At 66.9% G+C, this 19,744-nt stretch carries 15 protein-coding genes; 5 read left to right on the plus strand and 10 right to left on the minus strand.

Features of this window, described 5'->3' with window-relative positions:
* The 4 genes from BM197_RS10260 to BM197_RS10275 all read right to left on the minus strand — a co-directional run bounded on the left by BM197_RS10260 (nt 1) and on the right by BM197_RS10275 (nt 3,773).
* Complete coding sequence (locus tag BM197_RS10260; protein WP_090711131.1) at nt 1-1,494, minus strand: ferredoxin--NADP reductase; 1,494 nt, start codon at nt 1,492-1,494, stop codon at nt 1-3.
* Nucleotides 1,491-2,366, minus strand: a complete 876-nt coding sequence (locus BM197_RS10265) for an FAD:protein FMN transferase (RefSeq protein WP_090711133.1) — start codon at nt 2,364-2,366, stop codon at nt 1,491-1,493. Before BM197_RS10265 ends, BM197_RS10260 begins: the two co-directional genes overlap by 4 nt.
* On the minus strand, nt 2,356-2,811 hold the full coding sequence (locus BM197_RS10270) for an FMN-binding protein (RefSeq protein ID WP_090711135.1): 456 nt from the start codon (nt 2,809-2,811) through the stop codon (nt 2,356-2,358). The genes BM197_RS10265 and BM197_RS10270 overlap by 11 nt, the downstream gene beginning before the upstream one ends.
* Before the next feature lie 110 nt (nt 2,812-2,921).
* Nucleotides 2,922-3,773: an ADP-dependent NAD(P)H-hydrate dehydratase gene (locus BM197_RS10275; RefSeq protein WP_245762489.1), complete on the minus strand. Its 852-nt coding sequence runs from the start codon at nt 3,771-3,773 to the stop codon at nt 2,922-2,924.
* Between the two features lie 38 nt (nt 3,774-3,811).
* Between BM197_RS10275 and BM197_RS10280 the strand changes: the two genes are divergently transcribed.
* Entirely contained in the window at nt 3,812-4,894 is a 1,083-nt protein-coding gene (locus BM197_RS10280; protein ID WP_090711139.1) for an NADH:flavin oxidoreductase/NADH oxidase, read from the plus strand.
* A 27-nt stretch (nt 4,895-4,921) separates the two neighbouring features.
* Here BM197_RS10280 and BM197_RS10285 read toward each other — a convergent pair whose 3' ends face one another.
* Nucleotides 4,922-5,971, minus strand: a complete 1,050-nt coding sequence (locus tag BM197_RS10285) for a hemolysin family protein (RefSeq protein WP_090711141.1) — start codon at nt 5,969-5,971, stop codon at nt 4,922-4,924.
* Nucleotides 5,964-7,280, minus strand: a complete 1,317-nt coding sequence (locus tag BM197_RS10290) for a hemolysin family protein (protein WP_090711143.1) — start codon at nt 7,278-7,280, stop codon at nt 5,964-5,966. Before BM197_RS10290 ends, BM197_RS10285 begins: the two co-directional genes overlap by 8 nt.
* A gap of 327 nt (nt 7,281-7,607) precedes the next feature.
* On the opposite strand from BM197_RS10290, the gene BM197_RS10295 reads away from it, so the two are divergent.
* Nucleotides 7,608-8,552: a hypothetical protein gene (locus BM197_RS10295; RefSeq protein ID WP_143095052.1), complete on the plus strand. Its 945-nt coding sequence runs from the start codon at nt 7,608-7,610 to the stop codon at nt 8,550-8,552.
* 62 nt (nt 8,553-8,614) lie between these two features.
* Here the strand turns inward: BM197_RS10295 and guaB1 are convergent, their stop codons facing one another.
* On the minus strand, nt 8,615-10,054 hold the full coding sequence (guaB1, locus tag BM197_RS10300) for a GMP reductase (protein WP_090711147.1): 1,440 nt from the start codon (nt 10,052-10,054) through the stop codon (nt 8,615-8,617).
* Between the two features lie 135 nt (nt 10,055-10,189).
* Here guaB1 and BM197_RS10305 point away from each other — a divergent pair, with 135 nt between their 5' ends.
* Nucleotides 10,190-13,882 (plus strand): multifunctional oxoglutarate decarboxylase/oxoglutarate dehydrogenase thiamine pyrophosphate-binding subunit/dihydrolipoyllysine-residue succinyltransferase subunit, encoded by a 3,693-nt coding sequence (locus BM197_RS10305; protein ID WP_090711149.1) that lies wholly within the window; start codon nt 10,190-10,192, stop codon nt 13,880-13,882.
* 175 nt (nt 13,883-14,057) lie between these two features.
* Here BM197_RS10305 and BM197_RS10310 read toward each other — a convergent pair whose 3' ends face one another.
* The 3 genes from BM197_RS10310 to BM197_RS10320 are packed head-to-tail and all read right to left on the minus strand — an operon-like array spanning nt 14,058 to nt 17,257.
* Nucleotides 14,058-16,301, minus strand: coding sequence for an MMPL family transporter (locus BM197_RS10310; protein ID WP_090711151.1), 2,244 nt, complete (start codon nt 16,299-16,301; stop codon nt 14,058-14,060).
* A gap of 54 nt (nt 16,302-16,355) precedes the next feature.
* The gene (locus BM197_RS10315) at nt 16,356-16,598 is read right to left on the minus strand and encodes a zf-HC2 domain-containing protein (RefSeq protein WP_090711152.1); all 243 of its coding nucleotides are present in this window, start codon (nt 16,596-16,598) and stop codon (nt 16,356-16,358) included.
* Complete coding sequence (locus BM197_RS10320) at nt 16,595-17,257, minus strand: sigma-70 family RNA polymerase sigma factor (RefSeq protein WP_090711154.1); 663 nt, start codon at nt 17,255-17,257, stop codon at nt 16,595-16,597. The genes BM197_RS10315 and BM197_RS10320 overlap by 4 nt, the downstream gene beginning before the upstream one ends.
* Before the next feature lie 58 nt (nt 17,258-17,315).
* Between BM197_RS10320 and aroA the strand changes: the two genes are divergently transcribed.
* Together aroA and rsgA are read left to right on the plus strand one after the other, a co-directional pair.
* Nucleotides 17,316-18,677 (plus strand): 3-phosphoshikimate 1-carboxyvinyltransferase, encoded by a 1,362-nt coding sequence (gene aroA / locus BM197_RS10325; protein WP_090711156.1) that lies wholly within the window; start codon nt 17,316-17,318, stop codon nt 18,675-18,677.
* Nucleotides 18,674-19,726 (plus strand): ribosome small subunit-dependent GTPase A, encoded by a 1,053-nt coding sequence (gene rsgA / locus BM197_RS10330; RefSeq protein WP_090711158.1) that lies wholly within the window; start codon nt 18,674-18,676, stop codon nt 19,724-19,726. Before aroA ends, rsgA begins: the two co-directional genes overlap by 4 nt.
* Nucleotides 19,727-19,744 lie beyond the last annotated feature (18 nt).

The following is a 19,744-nucleotide window of genomic DNA, read 5'->3' on the forward strand; positions in this document are numbered from 1 at the left end:
TCAGTACCCGGAGAAGTAGTCGGTCTTCGCCCGCCTCCCGAACGCCGGCCGCAACGCGTCGACGAGCCCCGGCGGCCCGGAGATCAGGGCGGTCCGCTCGGGCAGATCGGGAATCGCTGCTCTCAGCCGTTCGCCGGTGAGCCGCCCAGCGCCGAGGTAGGTCCAGCCTTCGGGCAGAACGTCCGGGGGTTCAGGGGCGGCGAGGAACACCGTCACCCCGATCTCTACCAGCTCGGTCCGGTGGGCGATCTCCCTCGCGCTTGACACCGCGTAGACGAGGACCACGTCGCGCTGCTCCTCCGCGCGGCGCAGGTCGTTGAGCTGGCTGAGGAACGGGGTGATGCCGATGCCGGCCGCGACGAGGACCAGTGGTTTCGTGGCATCCGCCGGGAGCGTGAAATCGCCCCAGATGCCGGTGGCTCGGACGACCGCCCCGGGTTCGAGGCGGGCGAGGGCGGCTTTGAAACTGCTGCCTGGCTCATGCTCCCGGTACGCGATGGCGACCATGGGATCCTCGGGCGCAGTGACGATGCTGAACATGCGCCGGCTCCCCCGTGAATCGGGATGCGGGTGAGGCACCGACAATTCCAGGTACTGCCCGGCTGCGTAACGCAGGGGAGCGACCGGACGGAACCACAGTTCGACGATGGTCGGGCTCAGCCGGAGCCGGGATTCGAGCACCAGGCGGATGCCGCGGCGCTGGCCCACGGCAAAGGCGAGCAGGTTGCCGACGACGAGGGCGAGTTCGGGTGTCGCGTACAGCGGGCCGAGGCTGTACGGCAGGGCGAAGAGCAGGCCGACGATGCCTGCCTCGGTGAGTTGCTGCCAACGTCTGGGCGGCAGCGTGAGTGGCTCGGTGAGCATGAAGGCCGCGAAGAACACCACCGGATACGACGTGAACGGTGTCGCGAGGGCCGCGGCTGCAGGCATCCCGGCGGCGAGGAGTTGCAGCACGATCGTGACCACGCTGACGACGATGAACACCGCGGCGAGGGCGAAGCGGCGGGTGCGGTAGAGGACGAGGAACGCCGCGATCGCGACGGCCGGCAGGAGGGCGCTGCTGCCGACCCACCACCACGACACACCCAAACCTGTGGCGCCGACGACCACGACGCCGAACGCTGTCGGGTTGAAGATATGCCGGCGACGTACCGCGACAAGGTACTTCGACAGGGTCGCCACGAGCGCGGCGACGGCGGTCGCCGCGAGCTCAAGCGGTTCGATGCTCGGCCGCATGATGAAAAACAGCAGGAGCCCGGTGATCAACGCCGACTCGGTGTGAGGCGAAACGCGGAACAGCCCAGCGACGAGCCGGTTGGAGAGCACGCTGACGCCGGTGGCGACGACGAGTCCAGCCGTAAGTTCAAGGGGATTGAAGAACAGGACGCCGACGACCGAGAGAACGTAACTGACCGCCACGAGGATTCCGAGCAGGATGCTGACCAGGCGGTACATGGTCACGCGGCCGATGGCCGTGTCGAATCGGCTTTTCATCGGAACAGCTCACCACCGAATCCGGGAGAACGTTCGATCCGCCCGTCGCTGAACACCCGGACACCTTCGGCGGCAAAGGACACAGCGAGGTCGGCGGACGGCGAGAAGAACAGCGCGGTCGCGACGCCATCCGCTGTCGCCGTGTCGGCGGCAAGTGCCCACGTGGCGACGATGTCCTCGATCGGTGAGCCGGTCCGCCCGTCGATGACATGGTGCAGACCGTCGCCCCAAGCCCTGCGGTTGGTGGCCGACGCGCACAGGGCGCCACCCGTCAGGGTGACGACGCCGATGGCCCGGGTGGGATCGTACGGATGCTCGAGGGCGACGCGGATGGGCGCACCCCGATGGGCGATGTCACCGGAGGCGTCGACGGTGAAGCCCGTGTGGCCCGCCTCGGTGAGGAGTCCGGCCACGAGGTCGACGAGGTAACCCTTCCCCGCCGCCCCGATGTCGATGGTCACGGGGGCCGTGGTGTGCAGCACCGTGCCTTCAAGTCGTGCTGTGGATTCCCAGTCCGGCGCGCCCGCCCGGGGTTCGTCCCGTTCCCGCATCGAGTATGAGGCGTCGTAGCCGAGGTGATTGAGTGCGTTCCCGACGAACGGAGACACCGCACCGTCCGTGGCATCCGCGAGCCGTGCGTAGAGGGCGAAGAGAGGCGGGGAGTCCACCCCGAGGTCCTGGCTCCCGGCTTCGCGGGCGATGTCGGCGACGACGGAGTCGGAGCGGAACCGTGACCAGGTCCGGTCAAAGCCGGAGATCCGGTCGAGGATCGCCCGGGCAAGCGAGGCGCCGATGGGGTCCGTCGAGTCGATCTGCCAACGGGTGCCGATGGCCTCGAAGACCAGCGGGGTCGCAGCCACCTCAGCTGGCATCGTCCCGGATCTGGTCCAGGCCCTCGTTGAATCCGCCACTGGTCAGCGAAGAGCCGGACACCTTCGACACGTTGAGTTCATCGATGTTCCTGCCGACGACGACCTCGTCGATCCCGTCGATGAATTCGCCCTGGAACTTCTTCGCATTCGGTGTGCCTCCCGAGCCCGTCACCTCCAGTGCCGTGACGGTGTTGTCCTGCAAGGTGAGTGTGACCGTGACCGACTCCGGCCCACCGGGCGAGATGTAGCTCCCGACGGCGGTGTACTCCCCGTCCTGATACTCGGTCCCGGTCGACGGTTGCTCGGCTGCGTTGCCGTCGGACCCAGATGGGGACTCCTGCGGGGCGGTCGACGCCGAGCCTGCGCCGGAGCACCCGGCCAGTGTGCCGACCATGGCGATCCCCGCGAGTGCCGCTGCGACGTTCTGTCTGGACCGAATCTGCATTGCCTGCCTCTTTTCCGGGACGGCACCGCTATTCGTGCCGTTCGGCAACGCTAGCGCGCGAGTCATCAGCTCTGCGTTGCGACGGCTGTGAGCTGGCTGTGAAACGGCTTTTACGCGCGGACGGCTCCGAGCAGGCGGCGCACGGCGTCCGGCACCCGTTCGGCGATGTCGAGGGCGACGATCGGCCCACCCCTCGATGCGATCGACGCTGCGAGGCCATGGATCACCGCAGCAGACGCCGCGAGCCTGGCAAGCATCCCCGGTTCCGTCGCCGCGGCTGAATGGGTGGCGAGGAGTGCGCCGAGGATGCCGGCGAGGACATCGCCTGCGCCCGCCGTCGCGGTCCAGGGCGGGGCGACGGAAACCGAGAGGTGGGGGCCGTCCGGTTCGGCGATCCATGTCGTCGAGCCCTTGAGCAGCACCGTCACGCCAAGCTGGTTCGCGGCCCAAATCGCCCAGCGCCCGGGAGCAGCGGCGATGTCGTCCACATCGACAGACGTCCCGGTTGCCGCAAGCATCCGCGCGAGCTCACGGAAATGCGGTGTGACGATGACTCCGCGGCGCGGGGCCAGTGCGACACTCTCCAGGGCGCCGGCGTCGGCGACGACCGGCTCGACCGAGGCGAGCGCGTCGGAGAACAGGGCGCCGAGCAGCCCAAGGTCCTGCGCGTCGGTGCCTGACCCGATCAGCCAGGCCTGAACGCGGCCGGGGGCCGAGACGACCTCGGGGCGGCGGGCAAGGACGGGGTCGGTGGCGTCGCCGAGGTAACGGATCATCCCGACGCCCGTCCTCGCTGCCGCTTCCACCCCGAGCACGGCGGCGCCGGGGTAGGCGCTTGACCCGGTGACGACGCCCAGTACCCCGCGGCTGTATTTGTCACTGACGGCGGTAGGGATGGCGATCATCGCCGCTGCATCGTGCTCAGCCCACGGCATCCATTGCGCTCCGGAAATATTCTCCATGGCATCACGATAGGTTGAAGTTGCCGATGAGGAGCGAAATGCCTGGATTGTTTGACCCGATCACCCTGCGGACCCTTACGGTGCGCAACCGCCTGTGGATCGCCCCGATGTGCCAGTACTCCGTGTTCGCCGAAGACGGGATACCGACCGACTGGCACCTCGTGCACCTCGGCCAGTTCGCGATCGGCGGGGCGGGACTGGTCTTCACCGAGGCCACGGCGGTGACGCCTGAGGGCAGGATCTCGCCACGCGACACGGGCATCTGGACCGATCAGCAGGCCGACGCGTGGAGTCGCATCGCCGCGTTTGTCCGGTCGCAGGGCGCCGCCGCGGGGATTCAGCTCGGCCATGCTGGCCGCAAAGGGTCTACGTTCCCGGCGTGGGGCAGTGACCGTCGGGGAACGGTCCCACCCTCGGGCGGCGGCTGGACGGCCGTCGGTCCGACGGATGAGCCGTTCGATGGCTTCGCCGCACCGGTCGCGCTCGACGAGAACGGTATCGATCGCATCGTCACGGCATTCGCCGACGCCGCTGCGCGATCGGTGCGCGCCGGTTTCGACGTCGTCGAGATCCACGCCGCCCACGGCTACCTGCTTCACCAGTTCCTCTCCCCGCTCGTGAACACACGGACCGACCGTTACGGAGGGTCGCTGGAGAACCGGGCGCGGTTTCTCCTTCGTGTCGTCGAAGCGGTCCGCGCCGTGCTCGGCGACACGGCGCTCGTCGTCCGGTTCTCCGCCACCGACTGGTCAGATGGCGGCTGGAACGAGGCCGACACGGCAGCCGTCGCGCGGTGGGCAGCGGATGCCGGCGCCGACTTCTTCGACATCTCCACCGGCGGTGCTGTCGCCGGGGTCAAGATTCCGCTCTCCCCCGGTTACCAGGTCCCGTTCGCGGCCCACGTCCGGAACGCGGGGCAGGTGCCGGTGTCGGCCGTCGGCCTCATCTCCGACCCAGCCCAGGCAGACGACATCGTGCGTTCAGGACGTGCGGATGCCGTGATGATCGCCCGTGAGGCGCTCCGCGACCCGCACTTTGCTTTGCGCGCCGCCGCGATGTCCGGGATCGACGACCTCGTCCCGGGCGCCTATCGGCGTGCCCCGTATCCCCGCGGGGACTGAGCAACCGCCTCGGCCCGGCCGTCCTGGTCAGCGACGCTGCGTGGCATCCTGCACTTCGCCGACCAGCTCTTCGATGATGTCCTCCAGGAAGAGCACGCCGGTGGTTTCGCCCTCGGTGTTGAAGGCCCGGGCCAGGTGGGCGCCAGATCGGCGCATGATGGCGAGGGCGTCCTCGAGGTCGGTGTCCTGGAAGATCGACACCAGTTGCCGGATCCGCTTCGCCGGCACCGGCTTGTTCTCGTCGCCGGGCTCGGCCGACGACTCGAGCCGCAGGACGTCCTTGAGGTGCAGGTACCCGCAGGGGAGCCCGTCCCGGTCGACGACCACGTACCGCGAGAAACCGTACTTGGCGACGGCCCGTTCCACCTGCTCCGGGGTGGTGTCGTACGGCAGCGTCACCAGGTGGTCGACGGGGATGGCGACGTCGAGCACCTTTTTGTTGGTGAACTCGAACGCCGCAAGCAGCGCTCCCGTGGAGTCGAGCAGCAGCCCCTCCTTCGTTGACTGGTTGACGATGTTGGCGACTTCGTCGAGCGTGAAGGTCGATGTCGCTTCGTCCTTCGGTTCGACCCCGAACAGGCGCAGCACACCGTTCGCCACGGCATTCAACGACCAGATCACCGGCTTGAACACGCGTGCGACGAAGACCAGCGGGGGCGCGAGGAACAGGACGGCCTTATCCGGAACCGAGAACGACAGGTTCTTGGGCACCATCTCGCCGAACACGACGTGAAGGTACGACACCAGGAGCAGCGTGATGATGAAGGCGATCGTCCCGATGGCTTCCTCCGGGATACCGGTGAGGCCGAGCGGAACCTCCAGCAGGTGGTGGATGGCCGGTTCGGAGACGTTCAGGATCAGCAGCGAGCAGACGGTGATACCCAATTGGCTCGTGGCGAGCATGAGGGTTGCGTGCTCCATCGCCCAGAGTGCGGTGATGGCGCTGCGTTTGCCTTGCTCGGCGAGGGGCTCGATCTGCGAGCGTTTGGCCGAGATGACCGCGAACTCGGCGCCGACGAAGAATGCGTTGCCTGCCAGCAGGACGAACAGCCAGGCGATTCCGGCCCAGTCACTCATGATCGTCGCCCTCCTCGGCGGGGTGGGGGGTGAAGCGGATGCGGTCGATGCGGCGCCCGTCGAGGCGCTCCACCTTCAGCGTGCCGGTGTCGATCGGGACTTCGTCGCCGACGACGGGCAGCCGTCCGAGCTCGCTCATCACGAAACCGGCGACGGTGTCGTACGGACCGTTCTCCGGGACCGAGATGGATGTGCGTTCGAGGAGCTCGTCGGGGCGGAGGCTTCCGGGAAATACGATCGAGTCGAGCGTCTTGACGACGCCAGCCCGCGTTCGGTCGTGCTCGTCGGCGACTTCACCGACGAGTTCTTCGACGAGGTCTTCGAGCGTGGCGATTCCCGCGGTTCCGCCGTATTCGTCCACGACGACCGCCATCTGGTAGCCGCGGCCCCTGAGTTCTTCGAGCAAGGCGTCGAGGCGCATGGTTTCCGGCACCCGGACGATGTCGTACTGCAGTGCCGACACCGGGACATCCGCCCGTTTCTCGCGGGGAACGGCGATCGCCTGCTTGACGTGCACGAGGCCGACCACGTCATCGGCGTCCTCGTCGATCACCGGGAAGCGGGAGTAACCGGTGGTGCGGGCGAGTTCGATGACGTCCTGCGCGGTTGCGTTGCGGCGCACCGACTCGACCCGCGGTCGCGGGGTCATCACGTCCGCCGCTGTGTGGTTGGCGAACACCAGGGTGCGGTTCAGCAGGGTGGCGGTGTCGCTCTCCAGCGTCCCGGCCCCGGCGCTCCTCCGAACGAGGCTCGACAGCTCCTCTGCGGTGCGGGCGCCTGACAGCTCTTCTTTCGGCTCAATGCCCATCGAGCGGAGGATGCCGTTGGCGCTGCCGTTGAGCAGGCTCACCGCCGGTTTGAACACCGTGGTGAACACCGTCTGGAACGGGATCACCAGTTTTGCGGTGGCGACGGGGAGCGCGAGCGCGAAGTTCTTGGGGACGAGCTCACCGATGATCATCGACAGCAGGGTGGCGACGACGACGGCGATGGTCACCGCGATCGGTGTCACCGCGGCGTCGGGCAGGCCGAGGGCGAGGAGGGGGGCGCGGAGCAGCGAGCTGATCGCTGGCTCCATCGTGTACCCGGTGAGCAGGGTCGTGAGGGTGATCCCCAGTTGTGCGCTCGAGAGGTGCGTCGAGGTGATCTTGAGCGCGGCGATCGTCATGCCGAGGCGGGTTTCGCCTCTGGCCTGGCGGGCTTCGAGCTCAGACCTGTCGAGATTGACCAGCGCGAACTCACTGGCGACGAACAGGCCTGTCCCCACGGTGAGGGCAAGTCCAGCAGCGAGGAGTACTAACTCGGACATGAGTTCACTCCCGCCGGGACGGGTTGGTGGGCTTCGGGCGATCTGGCAGGTGGGGGGTCGTCCATTGTGCGCCCAAGTATACGCGTCGACGATGGGAGTGCACTGCGGGTCCCGGCGCACGGCGCCCTCCGTTCGCTCGCGCGGGTGTTTGGGCACTGCGCGGGTGTAATAACGCCCGCGCCCGGCAAGAACACCCCCGTGGGCTTGGGGTGCTCGCTCCACGAGGCGCAACGCACAATCCCTCCCCACAGGTGGCATCGCCACGAACTCTCCACTCGCCCGATGGGATACCGCTGCAGGAGAGCGGCAGGGCGGATGCTGGTCGGCATGGACGCCTTTCAGCACGCGGACTTCATACGGCGTCGCGACCTCGTCGCCATCGGTGAGGATCAGGCAATCAGGCAGCAACTGCGCCACGGGCGGCTGGTGCGCGTCGCACCCGGCAGCTTTGTCGAGCAAGGCACCTGGCAATCGCTCGACGCCCTCGCGCGTCATCGGATGGCAGTGCTTGCGACCGCCAGGCGACTCCGCACCCCCGTCGTCTTCTCGCACCACGCTGCGGCCGCCCTTCATGGCATCCGTATGCTCGGGAACTGGCCGAGCACTGTCGACGTGACTCTCGAGCGCGCGTCGGGAGGTCGCTCCGACGGATGGCTGAGACGCCACTGCACCGGGCTGGACGATGTCGATGTCGTCGTACTCGGCGACCTCACGGTGACCTCCCCCGCCCAGACGGTGGTCGATCTCGCGCGGATGCTCCCCTTCGCCGATGCGGTTGTGACGATGGACTCGGCATTACATCGCAAGCGCACGGGCGGGGCGCTGACGACCAGGGCGGCAATCCTGGATCGGTGCGCGGCCGCCGAAGGGAAGCGTGGCTGGCGCCGGGCACAGCTTGCGGCGGACTTCTCTACCGACCTCTCCGATTCTCCTGAGGAATCCCACAGCCGGGTGCAGATTCATCTGGCGGGCTTTCCGGTCCCAACCCTCCAGGAGACCTTTGTCGATGCAGAAGGCTTCGTCGCCCAGACGGACTTCTACTGGCGCGAGTTCGACCATGCCGGCGAGTGCGACGGCCGAGGGAAGTACCGGGATCCAGCCTACCTACGCGGACGCACCCCCGTCGACGTAGTCATTGCCGAGAAGAACCGCGAGAACCGCCTGAGGCGCCTCGTCCGCGGGATGTCGCGGTGGGAACCCGCCGACCTCTACCCGCCGTCGCGCATGGTGAACATCCTCCTGCGCGCGGGGCTTCCGCGGTCGCGCGGGTGAATGGGGCAAGCGCGGGTGCAATAACGCCCGCGCCGCACAAAAACACCCGCGCGGGCAATCGCTCACCAGGAGACGGGCAGTGCCTTACCCTCGTCGTAGCCCGACGCGGACTGCAGCCCGACCAGCGCACGCTCGCGGAACTCCGCGAGCGAGGCGGCACCGGCATAAGTGAACGACGACCGAACACCCGAGGTGATCATGTCGAGCAGGTCCTCGAGCGACGGGCGCGACGGGTCGAGGTAGATCTTCGACGACGAGATGCCCTCCGCGAAGAGCGTCTTCCGAGCCAGTTCGTACGGGTCAAGCCGGCCGAACCGTTCCTGCACGGCCTTCGTCGACGCCATCCCCCAGCTTTCCTTGTAGAGACGGCCGGAGGCATCCGCGTTCAGGGTGCCTGGGGCCTCGATCGTACCGGCGAACCACGACCCGACCATGACGGAAGCCGCCCCTGCGGCGAGCGCGAGCGCCACGTCCCGCGGATACCGCACGCCGCCATCTGCCCAGACGTGGGCGCCGAGGTCGCTGGCGGCCTCAGCGGTTTCGAGGACGGCCGAGAATTGCGGACGTCCGACGGCGGTCATCATGCGCGTCGTGCACATCGCACCCGGGCCGACACCCACCTTGATGATGTCGGCGCCCGCGGCGACGAGGTCGGTCACGCCCGCGGCGGTGACGACGTTGCCGGCGACGAGCGGGATGCCGAGCCCGAGACCCTTGACGATCGACAGTGCCCGCATCATGCCCGCCTGGTGGCCGTGCGCCGTATCGAGCACAAGCGTGTCGACGCCTGCTGCCGCGAGGGCCTTCGCTTTGGCGGCCACGTCTCCGTTGATGCCGATGGCTGCGGCCACGAGCAGGCGACCGGATGCGTCGACCGATGGAGTGTACAGCGTGGACCGCAGCGCAGACGTGCGGCTGATCGTGCCCACGAGCCGGCCATGCTGCAGCACCGGCGCGAATTCGAGGTCAGCGGCGACGAGCAGGTCGAAGGCGACACGAGCGTCGCTGACGTCCTCCGCGTCGATCGACGGGAGGCTCCGATGCGCCAGCTCCCCGAGCAGGTCCGCCGGGTCCGCCTGTTCCAGCTCGGTTGCGGGCAGGCAGGCGATGTACGAGCCGTCAGCGCCGGTGAGCACGATGCCGTGCCCCGGAAGCGCAGGAAGGAGGGAGAGCGCATCGGCGACGGTGGCCTCCGCCGGGAGCTCCACGGGGATGTCGAACGCCACCGGTCGGTCCTTGACCCAGCGGATCGCGGCATCCAGTCGTTGCAGCGGCATGTCCTGCGGGAGCACACCGAGTCCGCCGCGCCGGGCGAGGGTCGCCGCGAGCCGTGGGCCGGTCACCGAATTCATGTTCGCCGACACGATCGGGAGGTGCGCACCCGTGCCGTCACCTGGCGCGAGCGAGACATCCAGCCGACTGGAAACACGCGACCGGGAAGGCACGAGAAACACGTCCGAGTAGGTGAGATCGAATGCCGGGGCCTCGCCGTAGAACTCCATACGTCCACGCTACCCATCCAGCAACCGGGCCGCAGCCTTGTCCGAATGGGATTAGGCTGGAAGACGGATCTGGCAGCGCTTCCCACGGATGTCGCTGTCGTACTCACATCGACGTAAGAGAGTGGTGGTCTGGCGGTGTCAAGCCAGTTGACCGGAGTGGGAACTGACGACGGTTCGTCGGGAGAATTCGGTGCGAACGAATGGCTCGTGGATGAGCTGTACGAGCAATACAGTGCCGATAAGAATTCAGTGGATGAGTCCTGGTGGCCGATCCTCGAGAGTTATCAGCCGGTCAAGGGCGACAAGGCTACTGGCGAGGTACCGGCCCACCCGATCACTGCGCCGATCCCGGTGATCGGTGCGCCACCCGTGGCGAAGACGACCTCGGTGCAGCCGAAGGCTGCCCCGATTCCAGCAGATGCCCCACGGAAACCCGCTGCTCAGCCGGCCCAGAAGGCGCAGACAGACACGGCCGCCGAGACGGCGGAGCCGGTCGACACGGTCTCCCCGCTCCGTGGCATGGCCAAGTCGCTGGCTATGAACATGGATGCCAGCCTCACGGTGCCGACCGCGACGAGCGTCCGGACCATTCCGGCGAAGCTCATGATCGACAACCGCATCGTCATCAACAACCACCTGAAGCGGGCCCGCGGCGGCAAGGTGAGTTTCACCCACCTGATCGGATGGGCGCTCATCCAGGCGCTCAAGGAATTCCCGAGCCAGAACGTGTATTACGACGTCGTCGACGGCAAGCCTAGCGTCGTCGCCCCCGCGCACGTGGGCCTGGGCATCGCGATCGACATCCCCAAGCCGGATGGCACCCGCGCCCTGCTGGTCCCGGCGATCAAGAACGCCGACACGCTCACCTTCAGCGAATATCTCTCCTCATACGAGGACCTCGTTTCGCGCGCCCGCAAGAACAAGCTCACCGCGGATGACTTCAAGGGCGCGTCGGTCTCGCTGACGAACCCGGGCGGCATCGGCACCGAGCACTCCGTTCCCCGCCTGATGAAGGGCCAGGGCTGCATCATCGGCGCCGGTGCCCTCGATTACCCGGCGGAGTTCCAGGGAGCGAGCGAGCACACGCTCGTCGAGCTCGCGATCGGCAAGACGATCACCCTGACCTCCACCTACGACCACCGCGTCATCCAGGGCGCAGGTTCCGGCGAGTTCCTCAAGAAGGTCCACGAGCTACTCACCGGGCAGAAGTCGTTCTACCAGGACATCTTCGCCGCCCTCCGCATCCCGTACGACCCGATCCACTGGGCTCCGGACATCTCGGTCGACCTCAGCGACACGGTCAACAAGACCGCACGCGTGCAGGAACTGATCAATTCGTTCCGCGTTCGCGGCCACCTGATGGCGGATGTCGACCCGCTCGAGTACGTCCAGCGCTCGCACCCCGACCTCGACATCCTCAACCACGGCCTCACCTTCTGGGACCTCGACCGGGAGTTCGTCACCGGCGGTTTCGGCGACAAACGCCAGTCGAAGCTGCGTGACATCCTAGGCCTGCTTCGCGACTCCTACTGCCGCACCATCGGCCTCGAGTACATGCACATCCAGGACCCTGTGCAGCGCAAGTGGATCCAGGAGAAGGTCGAGCGTCCCTACGCGAAGCCCCGCCATGACGAGCAGATGCGCATCCTCGGCAAGCTCAACGAAGCCGAAGCGTTCGAGACGTTCCTGCAGACCAAGTACGTCGGCCAGAAGCGGTTCAGCCTCGAGGGTGGCGAATCGACGATCGCACTGCTCGACGCCATCCTGCAGGGTGCTGCGGAGGCACAGCTCGACGGGGCGGCCATCGGCATGGCGCACCGCGGTCGCCTCAACGTGCTGACCAACATCGCAGGCAAGACCTACGGCCAGATCTTCCAGGAGTTCGAGGGAACGACCAACTCGAAGAACACCGGCTCGGGCGACGTCAAGTACCACCTCGGCACCGAGGGAACCTTCCGGGCCTCTGACGGTTCTGAGCTTCCGGTGTACCTGGCCGCGAACCCGTCCCACCTCGAGGCAGTCGACGGCGTCCTCGAGGGCATCGTGCGGGCTCGCCAGGACCGCCAGCCGATCGGCACCTTTTCGACTCTTCCGATCCTCGTCCACGGTGACGCGGCGATGGCCGGCCAGGGCGTCGTACTCGAGACCATGCAGCTGTCGCAGCTCCGCGGCTACCGCACCGGTGGAACCATCCACATCGTCGTCAACAACCAGGTCGGCTTCACCACGCCTCCAGGCGAAGGACGCACGTCGATCTACGCGACCGACGTCGCGAAGACCATCCAGGCGCCGATCTGGCACGTGAACGGCGACGACCCCGAGTCCGTCGTCCGCGTCGCACAGCTCGCCTTCGAGTTCCGCCAGGAATTCAAGAAGGATGTCGTCATCGACCTCGTTTGCTACCGCCGCCGCGGTCACAACGAGGGCGACGACCCGTCGATGACCCAGCCGCTGATGTACAACCTCATCGAGCAGAAGCGCAGCGTTCGCAAGCTGTACACCGAGGCCCTCGTCGGCCGCGGTGACATCACCGAAGACGAGTACGAAGCATCGCACCGGGACTTCCAGGACCGCCTCGAGCGCGCCTTCATGGAGACGCACGCGGCGCAGACCGCGTCGACCCCGGTCATCACCGAGGACTCGGGTGACGACGGCTACTCGGGTGAACCGGAGACAACCGGTGTTTCGGAGGCTGTCGTCCACCACATCGGCGACGGCTTCAACAACAAGCCGGCCGGGTTCACCGTCCACCCGAAGCTCCAGCAGTTGCTGCAGAAACGCCTCGAGATGAGCCGCAACGGCAACATCGACTGGGCGTTCGGCGAGCTGCTGGCGTTCGGTTCGCTGCTGCTCGAGGGCACTCCTGTGCGGTTCAGCGGGCAGGATTCCCGCCGTGGAACGTTCGTGCAGCGCCACGCGGTCCTGCACGACCGGGTCAACGGGCAGGAGTGGGTGCCGCTTGCCAACCTGGCTGACAACCAGGCCCGGTTCTGGATCTACGATTCGCTGCTGTCGGAGTACGCCGTCCTCGGTTTCGAGTACGGGTACTCGGTGGAGCGCCCGGATGCCCTCGTTCTCTGGGAAGCGCAGTTCGGCGACTTCGCCAACGGCGGCCAGACGATCATCGACGAGTTCATCTCGAGCGCCGAGCAGAAATGGGGGCAGCGTTCAAGCGTCGTCATGCTGCTTCCGCACGGGTACGAAGGCCAGGGCCCTGACCACTCCTCTGCAAGAATCGAACGGTACCTGCAGCTCTGCGCCGAGAACAACATGACCGTCGCACGGCCGTCGACCCCGGCGTCGTATTTCCACCTGCTCCGCCGGCAGGCATACGCCCGCCCGCGCCGGCCGCTGGTCGTGTTCACGCCCAAGGCTATGCTCCGCCTTCGTGGGGCGTCCAGCGCGGTCGAGGACTTCACGAGTGGCCGCTTCGAACCGGTTATCGACGACGCCCGCGTGAGGGACGCGTCATCCGTGAAGCGTGTCCTGCTGCACTCGGGCAAGATCCACTGGGATCTCCGCGCCGAACTGGAGAAGAAGCCGAACGACGCCATTGCACTGGTTCGCCTCGAGCAGTACTACCCGCTGCCCGCAGACGAGTTGAACTCCGTGATCGCGCGGTACCCGAATGCCGAACTGGTCTGGGTTCAAGACGAGCCCGAGAACCAGGGCGCATGGCCGTTCATCGCGCTCGAGGCGTCGAAGCACATCGGCGACCGGTCCATCCGGGTCGTCTCGCGTGCGGCAGCCGCCTCACCCGCCACCGGCTCGGCCAAGCGCCACGCCGCCGAGCAGGCTCAGCTCCTCGCGGAGGCGCTGAGCTTGTAGAGCAGGTTCAGTCCGGAGGGCGTCGCGAAAGCGGCGCCCTCCGGCATTAGTGGACGGGTATTGGTGGGCGCGTATTGACGGGCCGGCGTCAGCGGGCCGGAACGAGCAACCGGAGCGCCTCATCGTGGTGAAACTTCCGGTTAATTCTTCGGACGGTGTCCCGCGCCCCTCCGCCCTATGGAGCGCCGACCGGCGTGAGTGTATCCTCCCGGTCGGGTTTGGTGGGAACCGCCCTGTGAACACCGCGCGACAGCGCGCTCGGCCACCAGATCGCCCGGCCGATGTCATAGCTCAATGCTGGCACGAGCACGGTCCGGACCAGGAACGTGTCGAGCAGCACACCGAAAGCCACGATGAAAGCGATCTGGAGCAGGAACAGGATCGGAAGCACACCGAGCGCCGCGAACGTGGCCGCGAGGACCAGACCGGCGGAAGTGATGACCCCGCCGGTGACGGCGAGCCCCCGCAGGATGCCATGCCTCGTACCGTGCTTCCTGGACTCTTCCCGAACCCTCGTCATCAGGAAGATGTTGTAGTCCACTCCGAGGGCCACGAGGAACACGAATCCGAACAGCGGAACGGATGGGTCGGCGCCGGGTAAATCGAAGATGCCGTTGAACACCCAGGCCGAGACGCCGAGCGCTGCGCCAAACGACAGCACGACGCTCGCGATCAGGATGAGCGGTGCGACGATCGAGCGCAGCAGGATCATGAGGATGAGCGTGATGGCGCCGAGGATCAGGGGGATCAGGAGGTTGCGATCGTGAATCGCCGTCGTGTTCGAGTCCAGGGCGATCGCGGTCGTCCCCCCGACGAGCACCGGGGCGGACTCGGTGGAGATGTCAGCGAGTTCTGCCCGGAGGTTCACCACGACGTCCTCAGCGGCGATCGAGTCCCCGGCGTCGAGGAGAGTAGCCGAGAGCAGGATGTTGCCGTCGACGACCGTCACATCGGGAACGGGCGTTCCCGGAGGGCCGAGCGGCTGGACGCCGTCGTCGGTCACCGCAAGCGATCCGGACGGTGAGTCCTCCGACAGGACGGTGAGCGAGTCGACACCGTCAGTCCCCAGCACAATGCCCGACACTGCATCCAGTTCGTCCTCGGGGGCGATGATCACGGTCGGCGAGCCGGAACCGGCCGGGAAGTGGTCGGCGAGCACAGCCTGGCCGTCCCGTGCCTGGGACTCGCCGAGCACGAATTCGCTGGCCGCGACGCCGTCCGCCTTGAGCTGGAAGACACCGAGCGACATCACAACGAGCAGCAGCACACTGGAGATCCAGAGAATCCTCGGCCGCGTCAGGATGCTCCGCGCGAGCCACGGCCACAAGCCCTTCTTGTCCTCCCCGATTGGATTGTCATTCTCCGGCACCGCCTTGGGCCGGATAGGCCAGAACGCGACCTTGCCCGCCCAGAAGAGAAGGGCCGGGAGCAGGGTGAGTGAGGCGAGCAGCGCGAAGATGATGCCGATGGATGCCACGGGGCCGAGCGCCTTGTTGGAGTTGAGGTCCGAGAACAACAGCAGCAGCAGCAGTGCCGCGATGACGGTGCCGCCCGACGCGACGATCGGCTCCCACGAGCCCTTGAGCGCGGCCCAGGTCGCCGTCCACTTGGTCGGCTGGACCGCGAGTGCTTCCCGGAACCGGGCAATGTAGAGCAGCGAGTAGTCAGTCGCCGCCCCGATGACGAGGATGAACAGGATCCCCTGCGTCTGGCCGCTGAGCAGGAGGATGTCGGCTTTGGCGAGCTGGACGACGACCAGGATCGCCGCGCACAGCGCGGAGAGGCTTGAGAAGAGCACGATTACGGGCAAGAGCGGCGACCGGTAGACGATCACCAGGATCAGGAAGACCGCGCTGAGGGCGACGAGGAGAAGCAGAGAGTCAATTCCGGCGAAAGCGCCGGTGAGATCGGCGGTCAGCCCGGCGGGGCCGGTGATCGCTGTGGTGAGGCCGTCGACGGCGTTGTCGTCAAGCACACCACGGAGCAGCTCGACGGTGCCTGCGATCTTCACGCCCGTGTCGAGGACCATCACTACTTCGGCCGCCTCGCCATCGTCCGAGAGGATCGCCGGCGAGCTGCCGCCGGGCAGGACCCCGCCGAGTTTCCCGAACGACGCGATGTCGTGGTCGATCCTGGCGAGGTCGGCGTCGGTGAGACCGCCTTCGCGCTCGTAGACGACGAGGGCGGGAATCACATCGTCGCTGGTGAAGTGCGCCTGAAGCTCCTGCACCTTCGTCGCCTCAGCGCTCGCGGGCAACTGCTGCGACTGGTCGTTGGTACTGACGGCGCTGATCTGCCCGAAGCTCGCTCCCCCAGCCCCGAACAAGCCGAACCAGACGAGGATGAGGGTGACAGGGAGGAGCACACGCAGCCAGGTGGGCACACGCGAGGTCCGGACGGGGGCAGGATTCTTGATCACACCATCGACCTTACGGCCGCCTGCGGCCGGCCCGCGTGAATCGAAAGTTTGAAACTAATGGGTCGCTTGAGCTGCCCGCAGCTTCGCCATCACCTGGAGCTTGAGATCCTCAGGTGCGGTCTCCTTGCATGCACGCTGCACTGCCTCGGTGAGGGTCCGCGCGAGCAGCGCCTCTTCCTGGCACGACGCGCAGTGTTCGAGGTGCTCACGGATGTCGGCGGAGTTCGTCGAACACACCTCGTTACGGAGGTACTCCTCCAGGTCACGCTTGGCTTTGTCGCATCCGCAATCGGTCATTTCTTCGCTCCTGCCCGGCCGGTATCGATACCGCGTTCCTGGGCGTAGTCGGCCAACAGGTCCCTCAACATGCGCCTGCCTCGATGCAGGCGGCTCATGACGGTCCCGATGGGTGATTTCATGATGTCGGCGATTTCCTGGTACGCGAAGCCTTCGACGTCTGCCAGGTAGACCGCAAGTCGGAAGTCCTCCGGAATAGCCTGGAGGGCATCCTTCACCGCACTGTCAGGCATCCGGTCGATGGCCTCCGCCTCGGCCGAGCGTGACGCTGACGCGGTCCGCGATTCAGCACCACCCAGCTGCCAGTCCTCGAGGTCATCGATCGTGCCCTGGTATGGCTCACGCTGCTTCTTGCGATAGATGTTGATGTACGTGTTCGTGAGGATGCGGTACAGCCACGCCTTGAGGTTCGTTCCCTGGGTGAACTGGCCAAACGCGGCATACGCCTTGACGAAGGTCTCCTGGACGAGGTCCTGTGCGTCGGAAGGGTTCTTGGTCATCCGCATGGCGGCCCCGTAAAGCTGGTCGATGAACGGCAGCGCCTGCTCTTCGAACAGGGCGCGCGGATCGTTCTCCGGCTCGGGGGGGAGGGTTTCGTCGACGGTGCTCATCACCGGCCAGTCTACGACCGCTGTGGCCGCCTCGCCGCGTTCGAGCATTGCTATTACCACCCGTGAACACCCTTTCTTCGTCAATCGCCGTTAGATTAGAAGAACAATGCTTGAGTCAAAATATTCCGCACCGGAGTTCGACATCTACGGCGACCGGCACCAGCCGGACGACGACGGCAACTGGCCTGCCCCCGTCGCCTCGGCCCCGGTGGGCGCCATCGTGTCCCTTCCTGGGTCGAAGTCGCTCACCAACCGGGAACTCGTTCTCGCGGCGCTGGCCGAGTCCCCGTCGCTGTTGCGCTCCCCGCTGCACTCGCGCGACAGCCAGAACATGGTCGAGGCCCTGCGTGCCCTCGGGGCAACCATCACCGAAACCGGTGCCACGGGCAATTTCGGTGCCGACTGGCTCGTCACCCCCGGTGAGCTGACCGGCTCGACGACCGTCGACTGCGGCCTCGCCGGCACGGTGATGCGATTCGTTCCCCCGGTCGCGGCGCTCGCGCTCGGCCCGACCACGTTCGACGCCGACAGCGCTGCGCGTGGACGCCCGATGGGCACGATGATCGCATCGCTTCGCGCCCTCGGCGTGGACATCAACGACGACGGCCGCGCTTCCCTCCCGTTCACCGTCCACGGAACGGGCCGGGTCGGCGGAGGCGAGGTCACCATCGACGCATCGAGCTCGAGCCAGTTCGTCTCGGGTTTGCTCCTCGCCGCCGCTCGGTTCGAGAACGGCGTCACCCTCACCCATTCCGGAGCCAGGCTGCCAAGCCTCCCGCATATCGACATGACCGTCGCGGCGCTCTCCGCGCGCGGGGTCAGGGTCACGTCGCCCGCCGTCGGAACCTGGAGCGTCGAGGCGGGACCGATCGCCGGTCGCGACGTCGACATCGAGCCAGACCTGTCCAACGCCGCCCCGTTCCTGGCTGCCGCGGTCGTCACCGGTGGCACCGTGACCGTCACGGGCTGGCCCGCTGAGACGACGCAGGTCGGAGCGGAACTCCTCGAGCTGCTCCCCCGGTTCGGCGCCACCGTCATCCTCGAAGGAAACCGCCTCACCGTGACAGGGGGCGACACCATTCCGGGTGTCGATCTCGACCTCACGGCCGCTGGGGAACTCGCGCCCGCACTCACGGCCATCGCCGCGCTTGCGGACTCCCCGTCGACGATCACCGGGATCGGGCACATCCGGCACCACGAAACCGACAGGCTCGCCGCGCTCGCCACCGAGATCAACAAACTCGGCGGAAAGGTCACCGAGCTTGAGGACGGGCTGCGCATCGAGCCCCAGCCACTCACCGGGGGCACCTGGCTCAGTTACCACGACCACCGGATGGCCACGACGGGCGCGATCATCGGCCTCGTCGTCCCCGGACTGGTCATCGAGAACATCGCCACAACAGCGAAAACGCTGCCCCAGTTCACCGAATTGTGGACGACGATGCTCGCGGGAACCGTCCGCGAATGAGCTGGTGGGACACCGACGACGCAGACGACGAACCGGAACTCGATGAGTCGAGCATCCGGGTGCGCCCGAACCGCAAAGGCAACCGCCCGCGGACCAAAACCCGGCCTGAGCACAACGACGCCGAGACCGCCAGGGTGCTCGCCGTCGACCGTGGCCGGTACACGGTCCTCCTCGATGAGGGAACCACGGCGGAGCGGCGGATCACGGCATCCAGGGCGTCTGAGCTCCGCAAACAGGCCGTCGTCAACGGCGACCGGGTGCGCGTCGTCGGCGACCTCTCCGGCGACGAGGGAAGCCTCGCACGCATCGTGGGAATCGTCGAACGGACGACTCTGCTCCGCCGAAGCGCCGACGATACCGATGAAGTCGAACGGGTCATCGTTGCCAACGCCGACCAGATGCTCGTCGTCGTCGCCGCGGCCGACCCGGAACCGCGTGAACGCCTGGTCGACCGCTACCTGATCGCCGCACTCGACGCAGGCATCCGCCCTATTCTCTGCATCACCAAGACCGACCTCGCCGACCCGGCCGACTTCCTCTCCAATTTCGCGGGCCTGGACCTCCAGGTGTTCACGAGCGCAACCGATCGGATGCCGCTGACCGAGATCACCGCAGCGCTCGTCGGCCATGACACCGTCTTCGTCGGCCACTCGGGGGTGGGCAAGTCCACCCTGGTGAACGCGCTCGTGCCGAGCGCCCAGCGGGCCACAGGACACGTCAACGCTGTCACCGGGCGCGGCAGGCACACGTCATCGTCGACGGTGTCGTACCGAGCCGAGGGTGAGGGAGGGACCGGCTGGGTCATCGACACCCCCGGCGTCCGTTCGTTCGGCCTCGGCCACATCGACCCGGCGAACATCCTGCGGGCGTTCAGCGACCTGGCCGAGGTCGCTGAGAACTGCCCGAGGGGCTGCACACACCTGCCGGACGCACCCGACTGTGCCATCGTCGAAGCGGTGGAGACCGGCGAACTCGGGCCGACAGGTCCGGCGAGGCTCGACTCGCTCCAGCGGCTCCTTGCCACCTTCATGAAGCCGACACAGTACTGAACTCGCCTAGGCTGGAGC

This window comes from Mycetocola miduiensis, assembly GCF_900115155.1.
GTDB lineage: Bacteria > Actinomycetota > Actinomycetes > Actinomycetales > Microbacteriaceae > Mycetocola_A > Mycetocola_A miduiensis.

What these genes read in the sequence shown, in the direction of transcription:
- BM197_RS10260 (WP_090711131.1), bottom strand. Translation starts at nt 1,494, where the DNA reads ATGAAAAGCCGATTCGACACGGCCATCGGCCGCGTGACCATGTACCGC.
- BM197_RS10265 (WP_090711133.1), bottom strand. Translation starts at nt 2,366, where the DNA reads ATGCCAGCTGAGGTGGCTGCGACCCCGCTGGTCTTCGAGGCCATCGGC.
- BM197_RS10270 (WP_090711135.1), bottom strand. Translation starts at nt 2,811, where the DNA reads ATGCAGATTCGGTCCAGACAGAACGTCGCAGCGGCACTCGCGGGGATC.
- BM197_RS10275 (WP_245762489.1), bottom strand. Translation starts at nt 3,773, where the DNA reads ATGGAGAATATTTCCGGAGCGCAATGGATGCCGTGGGCTGAGCACGAT.
- BM197_RS10280 (WP_090711139.1), top strand. Translation starts at nt 3,812, where the DNA reads ATGCCTGGATTGTTTGACCCGATCACCCTGCGGACCCTTACGGTGCGC.
- BM197_RS10285 (WP_090711141.1), bottom strand. Translation starts at nt 5,971, where the DNA reads ATGAGTGACTGGGCCGGAATCGCCTGGCTGTTCGTCCTGCTGGCAGGC.
- BM197_RS10290 (WP_090711143.1), bottom strand. Translation starts at nt 7,280, where the DNA reads ATGTCCGAGTTAGTACTCCTCGCTGCTGGACTTGCCCTCACCGTGGGG.
- BM197_RS10295 (WP_143095052.1), top strand. Translation starts at nt 7,608, where the DNA reads ATGGACGCCTTTCAGCACGCGGACTTCATACGGCGTCGCGACCTCGTC.
- guaB1 (WP_090711147.1), bottom strand. Translation starts at nt 10,054, where the DNA reads ATGGAGTTCTACGGCGAGGCCCCGGCATTCGATCTCACCTACTCGGAC.
- BM197_RS10315 (WP_090711152.1), bottom strand. Translation starts at nt 16,598, where the DNA reads ATGACCGATTGCGGATGCGACAAAGCCAAGCGTGACCTGGAGGAGTAC.
- BM197_RS10320 (WP_090711154.1), bottom strand. Translation starts at nt 17,257, where the DNA reads ATGCTCGAACGCGGCGAGGCGGCCACAGCGGTCGTAGACTGGCCGGTG.
- aroA (WP_090711156.1), top strand. Translation starts at nt 17,316, where the DNA reads ATGCTTGAGTCAAAATATTCCGCACCGGAGTTCGACATCTACGGCGAC.
- rsgA (WP_090711158.1), top strand. Translation starts at nt 18,674, where the DNA reads ATGAGCTGGTGGGACACCGACGACGCAGACGACGAACCGGAACTCGAT.